14 protein-coding genes and 1 rRNA gene are annotated in these 14,412 nt (G+C 72.2%); 3 read left to right on the top strand and 12 right to left on the bottom strand.

Going from position 1 to position 14,412, the window contains the following annotated elements:
- Position 1: 1 nt before the first annotated feature.
- The 3 genes from ACZ5FU_RS05615 to ACZ5FU_RS05625 form a co-directional block, all read right to left on the bottom strand.
- Entirely contained in the window at positions 2-1,705 is a 1,704-nt protein-coding gene (locus ACZ5FU_RS05615; RefSeq protein WP_451530956.1) for a glutamyl-tRNA reductase, read from the bottom strand.
- Positions 1,702-2,469: a redox-sensing transcriptional repressor Rex gene (locus ACZ5FU_RS05620; protein ID WP_451530955.1), complete on the bottom strand. Its 768-nt coding sequence runs from the start codon at positions 2,467-2,469 to the stop codon at positions 1,702-1,704. The genes ACZ5FU_RS05615 and ACZ5FU_RS05620 overlap by 4 nt, the downstream gene beginning before the upstream one ends.
- A 288-nt stretch (positions 2,470-2,757) precedes the next feature.
- The gene (locus ACZ5FU_RS05625) at positions 2,758-3,045 is read right to left on the bottom strand and encodes a glutaredoxin family protein (RefSeq protein ID WP_451777530.1); all 288 of its coding nucleotides are present in this window, start codon (positions 3,043-3,045) and stop codon (positions 2,758-2,760) included.
- 120 nt (positions 3,046-3,165) lie between these two features.
- On the opposite strand from ACZ5FU_RS05625, the gene ACZ5FU_RS05630 reads away from it, so the two are divergent.
- From ACZ5FU_RS05630 to ACZ5FU_RS05640, 3 genes are all read left to right on the top strand, one after another.
- Positions 3,166-4,068 carry an HAD family hydrolase gene (locus ACZ5FU_RS05630; RefSeq protein WP_392248135.1) on the top strand — a complete coding sequence of 301 codons (903 nt, stop codon included), beginning with the start codon at positions 3,166-3,168 and terminating at the stop codon, positions 4,066-4,068.
- 388 nt (positions 4,069-4,456) lie between these two features.
- Positions 4,457-5,290, top strand: coding sequence for an ECF subfamily RNA polymerase sigma factor, BldN family (locus ACZ5FU_RS05635; protein WP_451777527.1), 834 nt, complete (start codon positions 4,457-4,459; stop codon positions 5,288-5,290).
- A 264-nt stretch (positions 5,291-5,554) separates the two neighbouring features.
- A complete protein-coding gene (locus tag ACZ5FU_RS05640; RefSeq protein WP_468643255.1) occupies positions 5,555-6,781 on the top strand; it encodes a DUF5667 domain-containing protein in 1,227 nt (408 codons plus the stop codon).
- A 156-nt stretch (positions 6,782-6,937) separates the two neighbouring features.
- On the opposite strand, the gene ACZ5FU_RS05645 is transcribed toward ACZ5FU_RS05640, so the two are convergent.
- From ACZ5FU_RS05645 to rrf, 9 genes are all read right to left on the bottom strand, one after another.
- Positions 6,938-8,029, bottom strand: coding sequence for a lysophospholipid acyltransferase family protein (locus tag ACZ5FU_RS05645; RefSeq protein ID WP_451530951.1), 1,092 nt, complete (start codon positions 8,027-8,029; stop codon positions 6,938-6,940).
- A gap of 14 nt (positions 8,030-8,043) precedes the next feature.
- Complete coding sequence (locus ACZ5FU_RS05650; protein WP_451530950.1) at positions 8,044-9,105, bottom strand: NAD-dependent epimerase/dehydratase family protein; 1,062 nt, start codon at positions 9,103-9,105, stop codon at positions 8,044-8,046.
- Between the two features lie 288 nt (positions 9,106-9,393).
- Positions 9,394-9,492, bottom strand: coding sequence for a 30S ribosomal protein bS22 (locus ACZ5FU_RS05655; RefSeq protein WP_003948845.1), 99 nt, complete (start codon positions 9,490-9,492; stop codon positions 9,394-9,396).
- Positions 9,493-9,647: 155 nt separating this feature from the next.
- Positions 9,648-9,860, bottom strand: coding sequence for a helix-turn-helix domain-containing protein (locus tag ACZ5FU_RS05660; RefSeq protein ID WP_004984898.1), 213 nt, complete (start codon positions 9,858-9,860; stop codon positions 9,648-9,650).
- Positions 9,861-9,994: 134 nt separating this feature from the next.
- Complete coding sequence (locus ACZ5FU_RS05665) at positions 9,995-10,792, bottom strand: phosphatase (RefSeq protein ID WP_469044743.1); 798 nt, start codon at positions 10,790-10,792, stop codon at positions 9,995-9,997.
- A gap of 360 nt (positions 10,793-11,152) precedes the next feature.
- Positions 11,153-12,325 (bottom strand): acetoin utilization protein AcuC, encoded by a 1,173-nt coding sequence (locus tag ACZ5FU_RS05670; RefSeq protein ID WP_451530949.1) that lies wholly within the window; start codon positions 12,323-12,325, stop codon positions 11,153-11,155.
- The gene (locus ACZ5FU_RS05675) at positions 12,276-13,502 is read right to left on the bottom strand and encodes an MFS transporter (protein WP_468833843.1); all 1,227 of its coding nucleotides are present in this window, start codon (positions 13,500-13,502) and stop codon (positions 12,276-12,278) included. The genes ACZ5FU_RS05670 and ACZ5FU_RS05675 overlap by 50 nt, the downstream gene beginning before the upstream one ends.
- Positions 13,503-13,592: 90 nt before the next feature.
- The gene (locus ACZ5FU_RS05680) at positions 13,593-14,237 is read right to left on the bottom strand and encodes an HAD family hydrolase (RefSeq protein ID WP_451777521.1); all 645 of its coding nucleotides are present in this window, start codon (positions 14,235-14,237) and stop codon (positions 13,593-13,595) included.
- An 80-nt stretch (positions 14,238-14,317) separates the two neighbouring features.
- Positions 14,318-14,412 (bottom strand): 5S ribosomal RNA (gene rrf, locus ACZ5FU_RS05685); the annotation flags it as partial.

Genomic DNA, 14,412 nt, shown 5'->3' on the forward strand with positions numbered 1-14,412 from the left:
CTCATGCCGGCCCTCGGTTCTCTGCGTTCTTCTCGGTGCTGTCCTCGGCGCGCGAGACGGAGGCCACCGTCTCCTGGTCGAGGTCGAACAGGGTCCGCAGCGCGTCCGCGTATCCGGCGCCGCCGGGTTCGGCGGCGAGCTGCTTGACCCGTACGGTCGGCGCGTGCAGCAGCTTGTCGACGACGCGCCGCACGGTCTGGGTGATCTCCGCACGGTGTTTGTCGTCCAGGCCGGGCAGCCGGCCGTCGAGCCGGGCGATCTCGCCGGCGACGACGTCGGCGGCCATGGCGCGCAGGGCGACCACGGTCGGGGTGATGTGCGCGGCGCGCTGCGCGGCGCCGAACGCGGCGACCTCGTCGGAGACGATCCGCCGCACCTGGTCGACGTCGGCGGCCATCGGCGCGTCCGCGGAGGCCTCGGCGAGCGACTCGATGTCCACCAGCCGCACCCCGGCGAGCCGGTGCGCGGCCGCGTCGACGTCCCGCGGCATCGCCAGGTCCAGCAGGAACAACGCCGGCTCGGGCCGCACCGGCACCGGGCCGGGCTCGGGCCTGCGCCGCTCGGGGATGCGGCCCACGGTGGCGGCGGTCGCGGCCAGCGCGGTGATCAGCTCGGCGTCGGCCTCGGGCCGGCGCACGGTCTCCCGGCGGTCGACGGCCGCACCGGCCGCCCAGGCGGCGTGCTGCTCCAGCGTGGCCGCGTCCATGCCGGCCACGGCGGCCTCCCCCATCGGGGAGAAGCCGGGCTGCACGGCGGAGAGGTCCAGCGGACAGCCCTCGTCGGTTCCCACGGAGGTCGGCGGCAGCGGCCGTACGTCCGCGTGTTCCGGCCGGTCGCCGTCGACGGGTGCGACGGGCGCCGCGGTACGGCCCTCGACGGCGGCGGCGACCGCCTCCGCCGTGAGGACGAGTCCGGTCGCGCCGGTGCAGGAGACGGCGACGTCGGCGCGGGCCAGCTCCGCCGGCACCGACTCCATGGGCACGGCCCGGGAGACGATGACCGGCTCGCCGTTCTCGGCGAGGATCTGCGCGAGGCGCTCGGCGCGGTCGAAGGTGCGGTTGGCGACGACGATCTCGGCGACGCCGGCGCGCGCCAGCGTCGCGGCGGCCAGGGAGGACATGGAGCCGGCGCCGATGACCAGGGCGCGCTTGCCCCGCGCCCACGCGCCGACGTCCCCGCCGGCCGCGAGCTGCTCCAGGCCGAAGGTGACCAGGGACTGTCCGGCGCGGTCGATGCCGGTCTCGGAGTGGGCCCGCTTGCCGACCCGCAGGGCCTGCTGGAACAGGTCGTTCAGCAGCCGTCCGGCGGTGTGCAGCTCCTGGGCCCGGGCCAGGGAGTCCTTGATCTGGCCGAGGACCTGCCCCTCGCCGACGACCATCGAGTCCAGTCCGCAGGCCACCGAGAAAAGGTGGTGGACGGCGCGGTCCTCGTAGTGCACGTAGAGGTAGGGGGTGAGCTCCTCCAGGCCGACGCCGCTGTGCTGGGCGAGCAGCGTGGACAGCTCGGCGACACCGGCGTGGAACTTGTCCACGTCGGCGTAGAGCTCTATGCGGTTGCAGGTGGCGAGCACCCCGGCCTCGGTGGCCGGTTCGGCGGCGACGGTGTCCTGCAGCAGCTTGGCCTGGGCGTCCGCGGAGAGCGCGGCCCGCTCCAGGACGCTCACGGGGGCACTGCGGTGGCTCAGCCCGACGACGAGGAGACTCATGCCGGCATCACGGCGGGTACGTCCCCGTCGGGTTCCTGGTCGGTGGCCTCCACGCGACGCGCGGTGGGGGCGGGGGCGGCGCCGTCGTTCGACGCGGCCTCCTCACCGGCCTTGCGCTGCTCGTGGAAGGCGAGGATCTGCAGCTCGATGGAGAGGTCCACCTTGCGCACGTCGACGCCGTCCGGGACGGACAGCACGGTCGGCGCGAAGTTCAGGATGGAGGTGACGCCGGCGGCGACGAGACGCTCGCACACCTGCTGGGCGACGCCCGGCGGGGTGGTGATGACCCCGATGGAGACGCCGTTGTCGGAGATGATCTTCTCCAGGTCGTCGCTGTGCCGGACCGGGATACCGGCGACCTGCCGTCCGGTCATCTCCGGGTCGGCGTCGATGAGCGCCGCGACCCGGAAACCGCGGGAGGCGAACCCGCCGTAGTTGGCCAGTGCCGCGCCGAGGTTGCCGATACCGACGATCACGACCGGCCAGTCCTGGGTCAGGCCCAGTTCGCGGGAGATCTGGTAGACGAGATACTCGACGTCGTAGCCGACGCCCCGGGTGCCGTAGGAACCCAGGTAGGAGAAGTCCTTGCGCAGCTTCGCGGAGTTGACCCCCGCCGCGGCCGCGAGTTCCTCGGAGGAGACCGTGGGAACCGAGCGCTCCGACAGTGCGGTCAGCGCGCGAAGGTACAGCGGAAGCCGGGCGACGGTGGCCTCGGGAATTCCTCGGCTACGGGTCGCCGGTCGGTGAGTTCGGCCAGTTGCCACGGTGCTCCTGCGGGTAGAGCGGGGCTGCAGGCGGTCACACGTCACCGGACCGCCCCGTCGACTGCAGGCTATGTCTTTGTGAACGCGTGCACAAAGATGATGTCCGATTTGCCCGGCGAACGTGACCGGGGTCACGCGCCCCCGGCGCCTTCGCGGGGAACCGGTGCGAAGCCGCGCGCGTTCCTTGATTTTCGGGGGCAAAACCGCACACTCTCCTCACGAATCCCGCCCCCGAGATCTGGTCACCATCGATCCTAAGCGACTTTTCGCCATACTTGGACTGCCCGGTCAGTTCCCTGTGAGTTCCGCGCGCAACCGTTCCCCGTCCACGCGCCAGAAGGTGTGCTGCCGTCCGTCCACGAGGACGACCGGGACCTGCTCCCAGTACTGCTCGTGCAGCCGCGGGTCCTCGGTGATGTCCCGCTTCTCCCACGGCACGCCGAGATCACCGCACACCTTCTCGATCACCTCCTGGGCGTCGTCGCACAGATGGCATCCGGGCTTTCCGATCAACGTCACGAGCCGGTCCCGCGGAGCGGGGCCCTTGCGGCGGAAGAGGGGACTCATGCCCGCCATTGTCCCGCGCGCCCCGCACGGGCGTCCGCACGCCGTCCTCGACGACACGGCTGCGCACCGTTCACCCCCTCCCGCCCCGCGACCGACGGAACCACCGCGCGGAATGGCTATGCTCACGCCATGGCCGCTCTTGGATGGCTCACCCCCCGTAGGCGCTCCGCCACGGCGCGGAGCGTGTTGGCAGGCGAGGCCTCGGCGGAGGCCGCCCGCAAGGACGTCTCGGCCCAGGAACCGCAGTTCCCCGTGCAGGGCGACGACCTGGCCGCCGCGTTCTTCGACCTCGACAACACGGTGATGCAGGGCGCCGCCCTCTTCCACTTCGGCCGGGGCCTGTACAAGCGGAAGTTCTTCGAGACCCGCGACCTGGCCCGGTTCGCCTGGCAGCAGGCGTGGTTCCGGCTGGCCGGCGTCGAGGACCCGGAGCACATGCAGGAGGCCCGCGACTCGGCCCTGTCGATCGTCAAGGGCCACCGGGTCTCCGAGCTGCAGTCGATCGGCGAGGAGATCTACGACGAGTACATGGCCGAGCGGATCTGGCCCGGCACCCGCGCCCTCGCCCAGGCCCACCTGGACGCGGGCCAGCGGGTGTGGCTGGTCACCGCGGCCCCCGTGGAGATCGCCCAGGTGATCGCCCGCCGCCTCGGCCTCACCGGCGCCCTCGGCACGGTCGCCGAGTCCGTCGACGGCATCTACACGGGCAAGCTCGTCGGCGAACCGCTGCACGGCCCCGCGAAGGCCGAGGCGGTGCGCGCCCTGGCCGCGGCGGAGGGCCTGGACCTCTCGCGCTGCGCCGCCTACAGCGACTCCCACAACGACATCCCGATGCTCTCCCTCGTCGGCCATCCCTACGCGATCAACCCCGACGCCAAGCTCCGCCGGCACGCCCGCGAACTCGACTGGCGGCTGCGCGACTACCGCACGGGCCGCAAGGCGGCGAAGGTCGGCATCCCGGCGGCGGCGGGTGTGGGCGCGGTGGCGGGCGGCACCGCGGCGGCCATCGCACTGCACCGCCGCCGCCGCTGACCTCCGACCGCCGACCGGTAGCCGGTAGCCGACCGTCCCCTCACGGTCACGGCACTCACCCGGACGGACGGCCGCGGCGAGAAGCGGCCGATCCGACGGTCTCACCCCCGCACGTCCCCGGCCGGTCCCGTTGTCCGCACACCGCCACGACCCGCCCCCGTCCGACCGGAAAGACGAACCTTTCCGGTCAACAAACGTTCACCCTGCGCTACTCGAACGGGCGTCAACAGGCTACGGAAGTGACGTAACCGGTGAATTGAGCAACTGGGCGTAGCAGAGCCTGCACGAAGCGTTATTCTCCTCAGACGCATTCCGGTGCCCCTCCGTCGCCACGACGGGTGAAAGGTTCCGCACTGCACGTGATGGAAGCTCTGCCTCTGGGAGTCCCGTGTACCCACACGTCGGGGTTGACGCCTCGGGCCTGGCTACGCTGCGCGCAACGGTCGCTACGGTCCAAGATCTGTTGCGCGGCTTCGTCCCCACCGCGTACGCCGTCCCCGCCTTCGCCGCCACCGCACCCGTCGGCCCGTGCTACGCACTGGCCGACGGCCTCGAGCAGGTGCCGGCGCGCGCCGCTGTCGCAGAGGGGCGGCGGTCGGGCGACGGACGGCCTGCCGGCAGACGCGGACGCGCGGCCGGCACGACCACCGCCCGTCGGCCGGCCGCCGACAGCGACAGCGCCCGCATGATGGACCTCGTCGAGCGGGCCCAGGCCGGCGAGGCCGACGCGTTCGGGCGGCTCTACGACCAGTACAGCGACACGGTGTACCGGTACATCTACTACCGCGTGGGCAGCAAGGCCACCGCCGAGGACCTGACCAGCGAGACCTTCCTGCGCGCCCTGCGCCGGATCGGCACCTTCACCTGGCAGGGCCGCGACTTCGGCGCCTGGCTCGTCACCATCGCCCGCAACCTCGTCGCCGACCACTTCAAGTCCAGCCGCTTCCGGCTGGAGGTCACCACCGGCGAGATGCTCGACGCCAACGAGGTCGCGCGCTCCCCGGAGGACTCCGTCCTCGAGTCCCTCTCCAACGCCGCCCTGCTGGACGCCGTACGACGGCTCAACCCGCAGCAGCAGGAGTGCGTGACCCTGCGCTTCCTCCAGGGCCTCTCCGTCGCCGAGACCGCGCGGGTCATGGGCAAGAACGAAGGTGCCATCAAGACCCTCCAGTACCGGGCCGTCCGCACGCTCGCCCGCCTCCTGCCGGACGACACCCGCTGACCCGGTGCCCGGCCCGACCGCCCCACCCGCCCCCGCTCACTGTCGGCGACCTCAACTCACGTTCGGTGAAAGTCCGTTGACTTCCCCATCCGATCATCCGCCGTCCGTAACCCAAGTGCCGCGCCAGTCGTTGTGCGGGATACAGGCTCCCTGTGGTCACGTCCTGGCCGGCCCCGATCACCCGTTCGCGTACAAGCGGTCGGGGGCGCGCACCCCTCAGGGCCCCCCGGGAGCCGACCGTCATGACGAGAGGAGGTGCCGCCAGTGATCGCGAACGTATCGGCGCACCGGCGGGCGAACGCCTTCGCCCAGGCCCTGGAGGAGCAGTCCGACCGGGGCACGGCGGCCGAGCAGACCGAAGGACCACCACCGGCCCCGGCAGTCGCGGGCCAGACCGAGCAGGGCCGGATCCTGGCCCTCGCGACGAGTCTCGCCGAACTGCCCAGACCGGAGATGGACCCCGAGGTCAAGGTCGTCCAGCGGGCGCAGTTGGTCGCCGCGATGGAGGCCATGCTGCAGGCGGGCACCCTGGGCGAGGCGGCGGACCGTTCGGTCCCGGAACAACGCACCGCCCGGGCGCGGGGTACCCACAGGGCGACGCCGCTGGGCAAGTTCCGTCCGCGGACACGGCTCGCCAAGAGCCTCACCGCGGGCGGCCTGAGCATCGGAGTGGCCGCCGGCGCCTTCGGCGGGGTCGCGGCCGCGAGTTCCGACGCCCTCCCCGGTGACTCGCTCTACGGCCTGAAGCGCGGCATAGAGGATTTCAAGCTCAACTACCTCGCCGAGGGCGAGAGCGAACGCGGCCAGGCCTATCTCGACCAGGCCGCCACCCGGCTCAGCGAGGCCCGCCGGCTCATGGAGCGCGGACGCGGCGACGCCCGGCTCGACCACGAGTCCGTCGGCGAGATCCGCCGTGCCCTGTCCGGCATGCGCTACGACGCCGCCGAGGGGCACCGCCTGCTCCACGAGGCGTACGAGCGCGACCCGGACTCCCTCGGCCCCATCCAGGCCCTGTCCACCTTCTCGCACGCGCACCGCGAGGTCTGGGGCGCCCTGCGCGACCGGCTCCCCGTCCAGCTCGGGGACGTCAGCCGGCAGGTGTCGTCGGTCTTCGACGCCATAGACGAAGAGGTCGCCCCGCTGCGCTCCCTGCTGCCCGAGCCCCCGGCCCCGGACAGCGGCCGGGGCGGCGGTCGGGGCGCCGGTCCGACGTCCCCCGGCCCGACGGGCACCGGCAGCCCGGCCACGCCCGGCGCGGACGGCGGCTCCCCGGCCACCGGCAGCTCCGAGAGCGGCGCCCCCAGCGCGTCGGCCGACCCCGACGAGGGCGGCCTGCTCGGCGGCGACACGGGCGGTCTGCTCGACCCGCCGCAGGCCACCGGCACCTCGTCCCCGCCCGTGACGCCCGCCCCCGAGCCGGACGTCACCCTGCCGCCCCTCCTCCCCGGCCTCCTGCCGGGCCTGGGCATCGACAGCAAGGACGCGGGCTAGCGCCCTCCGCACGGGCCGGTACGGCGGTGGGGGCGACCTTCGGAGGAAGGCCGCCCCCACCGCCGTGGCCGTGCCCGCGTCCGGCCCGGACGACGCCGAGGGCCGGGCCGCGCCGAAGACCCGGAGAACATCGAAGACCCGGAGCAGCCCGAAAGCTCAGAAGAACACCGACCGCCGCTGCACCAGCAGTTTGTAGAGCGTGTGCTGGATCTGCTCCCTGACCTGGTCCGTCAGGTTGAACATCAGCATCGGGTCCTCGGCCGCCTCCGGCGGATAGCCGTCCGTGGGGATCGGCTCGCCGAACTGGATCGTCCACTTCGTGGGCAGCGGGATCGCGCCGAGCGGACCGAGCCAGGGGAACGTCGGGGTGAGCGGGAAGTACGGGAAGCCGAGGACACGGGCGAGCGTCCTGGCGTTGCCGATCATGGGGTAGATCTCCTCGGCCCCGACGATCGAGCAGGGGATGATCGGGGCGCCCTGCCGCAGCGCCGTCGACACGAAGCCGCCCCGGCCGAACCGCTGGAGCTTGTAGCGCTCGCCGAAGGGCTTCCCGATGCCCTTGAAGCCCTCCGGCATCACCCCGACCAGCTCGCCCTGCGCCAGGAGCCGTTCGGCGTCCTCCGAGCACGCCAGGGTGTGCCCGAGCTTGCGGGCCAGCTCGTTGACGACCGGCAGGACGAACACCAGGTCGGCGGCGAGCAGCCGCAGATGACGGCCGGCCGGGTGCCGGTCGTGGACGGCGACCTGCATCATCAGCCCGTCCAGCGGCAGCGTCCCGGAGTGGTTGGCGACGATCAGCGCACCGCCGTCCGCCGGGATGTTCTCGATGCCCTTCACCTCCACCCGGAAGTACTTCTCGTACAGCGGGCGCAGCATCGACATCAGGACCTGGTCGGTCAGCTCCTGGTCGTAACCGAAGTCGTCGACCTCGTAGTCACCGGTCAGCCGGCGGCGCAGGAAGGACAGCCCGCCGGCGATCCGCCGCTCCAGACCGCCGCCGGTGTCGCCGTCGTCGCCGTCCGGCCGCGACGGCTTCTCCTCACCGGTCACGGGGACATCCTCCTGCGGAACGGCCCTGGCGGGCAGGGCCTGGAGCTCACCGGCGCCGGCGGCCTCACCGATCTCACGGACCGGTGCCGGTTCGCCGTTCCCGCGCCGGTTCCCCGCGCCCCGGCGCCGCGCCGGCCGCTGCACGGCACCCCCGCGGGACCGGTCGTCGTCGAACGGAATGACCTTGGCGTCCGCCATCGTTGATGCGCTCCTCAGTTGGCGCCCCGCGTCGGGAGGTGGCCGCCACCCGCGCGGGGCAGCGCGGCGATCCGGTCGACGACCCCGGCGAGGGCCTCGGGGGGCAGGAGACCCGGCCCCTGACTGTGTGCGAAGTCCTCGAAGGTCTCCGCGGTGGTGTACCTCGGTGTGAATCCCAGCGTCTCGCGCATCTGGTCGGTCGACACGACCCTGCCGTGCGTGAGCAGCCGGATCTGCTCGGGCGAGAAGTCCGTCACGCCCAGCGTACGCACCAGGGTGCCCGCCCAGGTGACGGCCGGCAGCAGGAGCGGGACGGTGGGCCGGCCCAGCCGCCGCGAGCACTGCGACAGCAGCAGCACGCCGTCGCCGGCGATGTTGAAGGTGCCGCTGTTGAGCGTCCCCCGCCGGGGTTCGTGCGAGCCGATCCGCAGCACCTCGATCACGTCGTCCTCGTGCACGAACTGCAGCCGCGGGTCGTAGCCGAACACGGTCGGCAGGACCGGCAGCGAGAAGTACGCGGCGAGCGGGGTCTCCGCGGTCGGGCCGAGGATGTTGGCGAACCGCAGCACGCACACGGCGACGTCGGGCCGCCGCCGGGCGAACCCGCGGACGTACCCCTCGACCTCCACGGTGTCCTTGGCGAACCCGCCGCTGGGCAGCGACTTGGCCGCGGTGGTCTCGGTGAACACGGCGGGATCGCGGGACGCGGAGCCGTACACGTTGGTACTGGACTTCACCACGAGCCGCTTCACGTTCGGCGACTTCTGGCAGGCACCGAGCAGCTGCATCGTCCCGATGACGTTGGTCTCCTTGACCGTGGTCCGGCTCCCGCTGCCGAGCGCGGTGGCCGTCACGTCCAGGTGCACGACCGTGTCGGCGCCGGTCTCGGCGAGGACCCGCGCGATGGTGGACTGCCGGATGTCGGCCTCGATGAAGTCCGCGCCGCCGAGATGGTGTCCGGGCCGCACGGCGTCCACCGCGATCACCCGGTCCACGTCCGGGTCACGCTGGATCCGCCGCACGAACCGGCCCCCCAGCTGACGGGCCACTCCGGTCACCAGCACGACCTTGCCCAAGATCAGCGCCTTCCCTCCGCACTAGGTCCCGTCCTGCCCTGCCGCGTCGCCCACCTTGCCGGGTTCCCCGCTGCGGGCCAACTTAGCGGGTCGGTGTTGCGCTGTGATGACCCCCTGATGCGCCATGTGACGACGCCGGCCGGCCGTACGACCGGATCGGCCACGCTCCCGTCCGGGCACACGCACGGGGGTCGGCCCGCCGCACAGGAGGCGGACATGCGTGTGGCCCCCCGGCCGGTTACGGGCCGGGGGGCCACACCACGCTTTCGCGGCTCGCGTCGAGCGAACTTACTTCTTGTTACGACGCTGAACGCGCGTGCGCTTGAGCAGCTTGCGGTGCTTCTTCTTGGCCATCCGCTTGCGCCGCTTCTTGATAACAGAGCCCACGACTACCCTCGCTCACTTCTCATCACTCGGTGCTGGGCGCCATGGGCCCATACGACCTACGAGGGGCTAGCCTACCCGCCCGAGCGCTGAGGTCGTAATCGAGGCGGCGGAGGGACCCCGGAGTGGCCTGCGGCACGGATCCCCCCGCCCTGCCGTCAGGCGGTTTCCACCCCCACGTAGCTCTCGCGGAGGTACTCGTGAACCGCTTGCTCCGGGACGCGGAAGGACCTTCCGACCCGGATCGCGGGCAGATGACCGCTGTGCACCAGCCGGTACACGGTCATCTTCGACACTCGCATCACCGAGGCGACTTCCGCCACGGTAAGGAACTGAACCTCGTTCAGAGGCCTCTCGCCAGCTGCAGCCATGACACACCTGAACCTTCCGCACTCGACTCGACGGCCACCGGCTTCCCCTTCCGGTGACTCTTCGTCGTTGCGTGCTCACTCCCCAATGTAGGGGCGGGTGATGCGAGTGGGGAAGAGGTGCACCCGTCGGCGGCCTACCGTGACAGACGGGCCCGATCGAGCACGTAACGGGTGAGTGGCACGTAGGAGCCGGCGCGCGCGCCGTCATCAAGTGGAACGGCCACGGAGACGGCTCCCTCGGCCTGTCCGACGAAGATCGCGGGATCGTCGGTGTCCGCCGGGCCGATCGCCTCGAACCCCAGCTGACCTGCTCCGCAGACCCAGCCGTGGTCCCCGATCACCAGGTCCGGCAGCCGTCCGCCGGCCTCCGCGGCCGCCGCCAGCGCCAGTCGAACCGGGAGGGGTGAGTGCGTGTGCGCGCCGGTCGCACCACCGGGGCGCCCGGCTCCGGGTTCCCGCACCAGCCCGACACCGCGTACGTAGGTGAGGCGGAGCGTGCGTAGACCGAACCGGGTCGTTATGTCGACACAGCGACCCTGCGCCGGGGTGAGGACAACACATCCCGCCGCCGACAGGGCGTCTGCGATCCCTGCGTAGAACCCGAGCAGCCGGTGCGGATGCCCGGTCCCGAGCAGCACGGTCCCACCACGCTGGGCGACCACGGCGAGCCGCCCGGCGAAGGCGTCCAGCGCGAGAAGCGTCAGTCCGGGATCGATCACATCATGCCCTGAAGTGTGCTCCGGATCGGCCGAAACCCCACACTTCTCCGCCATGAGCGCGATCACCTCCCGCTCCGACCAGACCCCCTCGGGGTCGATCCCGATCAACACCCGGGGATCCCGGGCCGCGAACGCCCGGTACCGCCGAAGACTCCCCTCCCGCTCGGTCCCCACCACCCCCGCCAGCCCCGCCCGAACCAGATACTCCGCCATACCGCCCCGGCTCAACACCCTGAGATCCTCCCGGACACCCCCCTGCCCCACCACCCGAACCCCCCAAGCCCCCACGGTCGGCGTAAGCGCCGCCCCGTCCCCGAACCCTCGCGAGAACACGGCGCCCCCTGCCCCGCGAAGGCCCGGATCCCCGCGGAACCCGGGCCCCGCCCGGCCTCAGGAACGGATCCGCCCCAGAGACACGGAGTACGGCCCCGCAGGGGTACAGGGGACGCAGTCCCCGCAGGGGTGCCCCGCTCGGGTACAGGGGAGGAGCCCCTGGGGGGCGAAGGGGCGGAGCCCCTGGGGACGGACGGGACGGGTAGGGGCGGCGCGGACGAACTCCCCGCACCCCGCCCCCTACGCCAGCAACCCCCGCAGCGGAAACGCCGCCCGCCGGGTCGCCAGCACCGCCTGGTCCAACCGGTCCGCGGGGTCGTACCCCGCTTCCCAGTCCTCCCAGGACACCGGCCACCGCCCGTCGGTCATCCGCATCGGCCCCAACTGCCGCGTACGGGCGAACACCTCCTGCCGCCACCCCTCGGGGATCACCGTCTCCGGCACCACGGGCCGCCCCGCCGCGATCCCCACCAGATGCGTCCACGACCGCGGCACCACCTCCACCACCGCGTAGCCACCGCCCCCCAGCGCGACCCACTTCCCCCCGGCGTACTCGTGCGCCAGCTCGTGACAGGCGACCTGCACGGCCCGCTGCGCGTCCAGGGAGACCGCCAGATGCGCCAACGGATCCTCGAAGTGCGTGTCCGCCCCGTGCTGGGTGACCAGCACGTCCGGCCGGAAGTCGGCGACCAGCTCCGGCACCACGGCGTGGAACGCCCGCAGCCACCCCGCGTCGCCCGTCCCCGCCGGCAGGGCCACGTTCACCGCGGCCCCCTCCCCGTCCCCCGCCCCGGTCTCCTCCGGCCACCCGGTCTGCGGGAACAGGGTCCGGGGATGCTCGTGCAGCGAGATCGTCAGCACCCGCGGGTCCTCCCAGAAGGCCGCCTGCACACCGTCCCCGTGGTGCACGTCGACATCCACGTACGCGACCCGCCCGGCCCCCAGCTCCAGCAACCGCGCGATGGCCAACGAGGCGTCGTTGTAGACGCAGAACCCCGCCGCGCCCCCGGGCATGGCGTGGTGCAGCCCGCCCGTGAAGTTCACCGCGTGCAGCGCGTCCCCCCGCCACACCGCCTCCGCCGCCCCCACCGACAGCCCGGCGATCAACGAGGAGACCTCGTGCATCCCGGCGAAGGCGGGGTCGTCCACCGTGCCGAGCCCGTACGCCACGTCCGCCGCCCGCGGATCGGCGGAGGCGGCCTTCACGGCCTGGATGTAGTCCTCCCGGTGGACGAGCCGCAGCGTCGATTCCCCCGCGGGCTTGGCGGAGACGATCTCCACCTCCCGGTCGAGCCCCAGGGCGCCGACCAGTCGCCGGGTCAGGGCCAGCCGTACCGGATCCATCGGATGGTCCGGGCCGAAGTCATACCCCGTTACTGCCTCGTCCCACATCAGCTGTGCGCGGCCGCTCATGTCCGCCACCGTATCGGTCGAGTCGAGGCGCGAAGGATCTGGCGTACCCGAACGTCACCAGCACCAACACCATCGGCACAGCCATCGCCCCCCGGTAGCTCCACGCGTCCCCCAGCGCCCCGACCAACGGCGAACCGACCAGGAAACCGACGTAGTTGAAGACGTTGAGCCGGGCGACGGCCGCGTCCGAGGCCCCGGGGAACAGCCTCCCCGCCGCCGCGAACGTCTGCGGCACCAGCACGCACAGCCCCAGCCCCACCAGCGTGAACCCGCCCGTCCCCGCCCAGGCCCCCGGCGCGACGGCCACCACCGCGAACCCCGCCGCCGCCACCGACGCGCCCACCCGCACGACCACCACGGCCCCGTACCGCCGTACCCCGAGGTCCCCGATGGCCCGCCCGAGCAGCGTGGTGACCATGTAGACGTTGTACGGGACGGTCGCCATCTGCTCGGAACCACCGAGCACGTCCTGGAGGTACTTCGCACTCCAGTTGGACACGGTCGAGTCCCCGATGTAGGCGAAGGTCATCACCAGGCACAACGGCAGCAGCGCCTTGAAGACGACGCCCCCGCCCCGCTCCGCCCCGTCCGCGTCGGGGGCCGCCGCACGCCCGCCGCCGTCCGCGTCGACGTACCACCGGCTCCCCACCAGCACCGCCGGCAGCAGCACCAGCACCACCGGCAGGTACGACACCCACAGCGCGAGATGCCAGTGCGCCCCGGCCCACGCCAGTGAGGCCCCCACGATGCCGCCGAGGCTGTACACCGCGTGGAAGCCGAGCATGATGCTCCGCCCGTACTCACGCTGGAGGCTGACCCCGAGCATGTTCATCGAGGCGTCCAGCGCTCCCACGGCGAGCCCGAACAGCGCGAGCGCGGCGCCCAGCCCGGCCATCCGCTCCCCGGCCCCCACCCCGAGCAGCGCGAGCAGCACGACCGGCTGGGACCAGCGCAGCAGCCGGCTGGGCGGTATGCGCTTCACCAGCCGCTCGGTGGCCACGCTCCCCGCCCCGGCCAGGATCGGTACGGCGGCGAGGAAGACCGGCAGCAGCGCGTCGGAGACGCCGTACCGGTCCTGGATGGCCGGGATCCGGGTCACGAGCAGCGCGAAGGCCACGCCCTGGGCGAAGAAGCTGAACGCCAACGAGGCCCGGCCGCGCCGCAGCACTTCTGTCATGGCGGCGAGCGTAGGGCCCCGGCGTACTCGTGGGTAGATCCAGCCAAAGATGAATTCCCCTCAGCTCTGCCGCAGCCGTGCCGCCGGAGGTCACCTCAGCAGGTCGGCCAACTCCCCCATGTCGGCGAAGAGTCTGGTGGCACCGGCGAGCTTCGCGGCCGGCGTCATCGCGGTGAACCCGTAGACGTCCATCCCGGCCGCCACGGCCGCCCGCACCCCGAGCGGGCTGTCCTCGACGACCACGCACCTCTGCGGCGCCACCCCCATCCGCTCGGCCGCGTACAGGAACAGGTCCGGCGCCGGCTTGCCCTTGCCCACGTCCTGCGCACTGAAGATCCGCGCGTCCTCGAACCACCGGTCCAGCCCGGTCGTCCGGTGCCCCACCCGTATCCGCTCATGGCTCCCGGAGGAGGCGACACAGTACGGCACCCCGTCCGAGGCGAGCTTCTCCAGCACGTCGGTCACTCCGGCCACGGGCTTCAACTCCCGCTCGAACGCGGCGAACACCCGGGCGTGGAAGACGTCGTCGAAGTCCGCCGGCAACCGCTGCCCGGTCCGCTCCAGCACCAGGTCGTGAATCCGGTGCATGGCGGACCCCATGTAGTCCCGGATGGAGTCCTCGTACGAGGTCGGGTGCCCGAGTTCCGTGAGGTGGGCGGCCAGCAGTCGGTTGGAGATCGACTCACTGTCGACGAGCACACCGTCATTGTCGAAGACGACCAGGTCGTAGCGCATGAGTCGATCCTAGGACGCGAAAAGCACCGTGAACGCAGAAGACCCCCGTGCCAGTGGCACGGGGGTCTCCCGGAATGATTGTTCGGCGGCGTCCTACTCTCCCACAGGGTCCCCCCTGCAGTACCATCGGCGCTGTAAGGCTTAGCTTCCGGGTTCGGAATGTGACCGGGCGTTT

Source organism: Streptomyces sp. NPDC031554, from assembly GCF_055580685.1.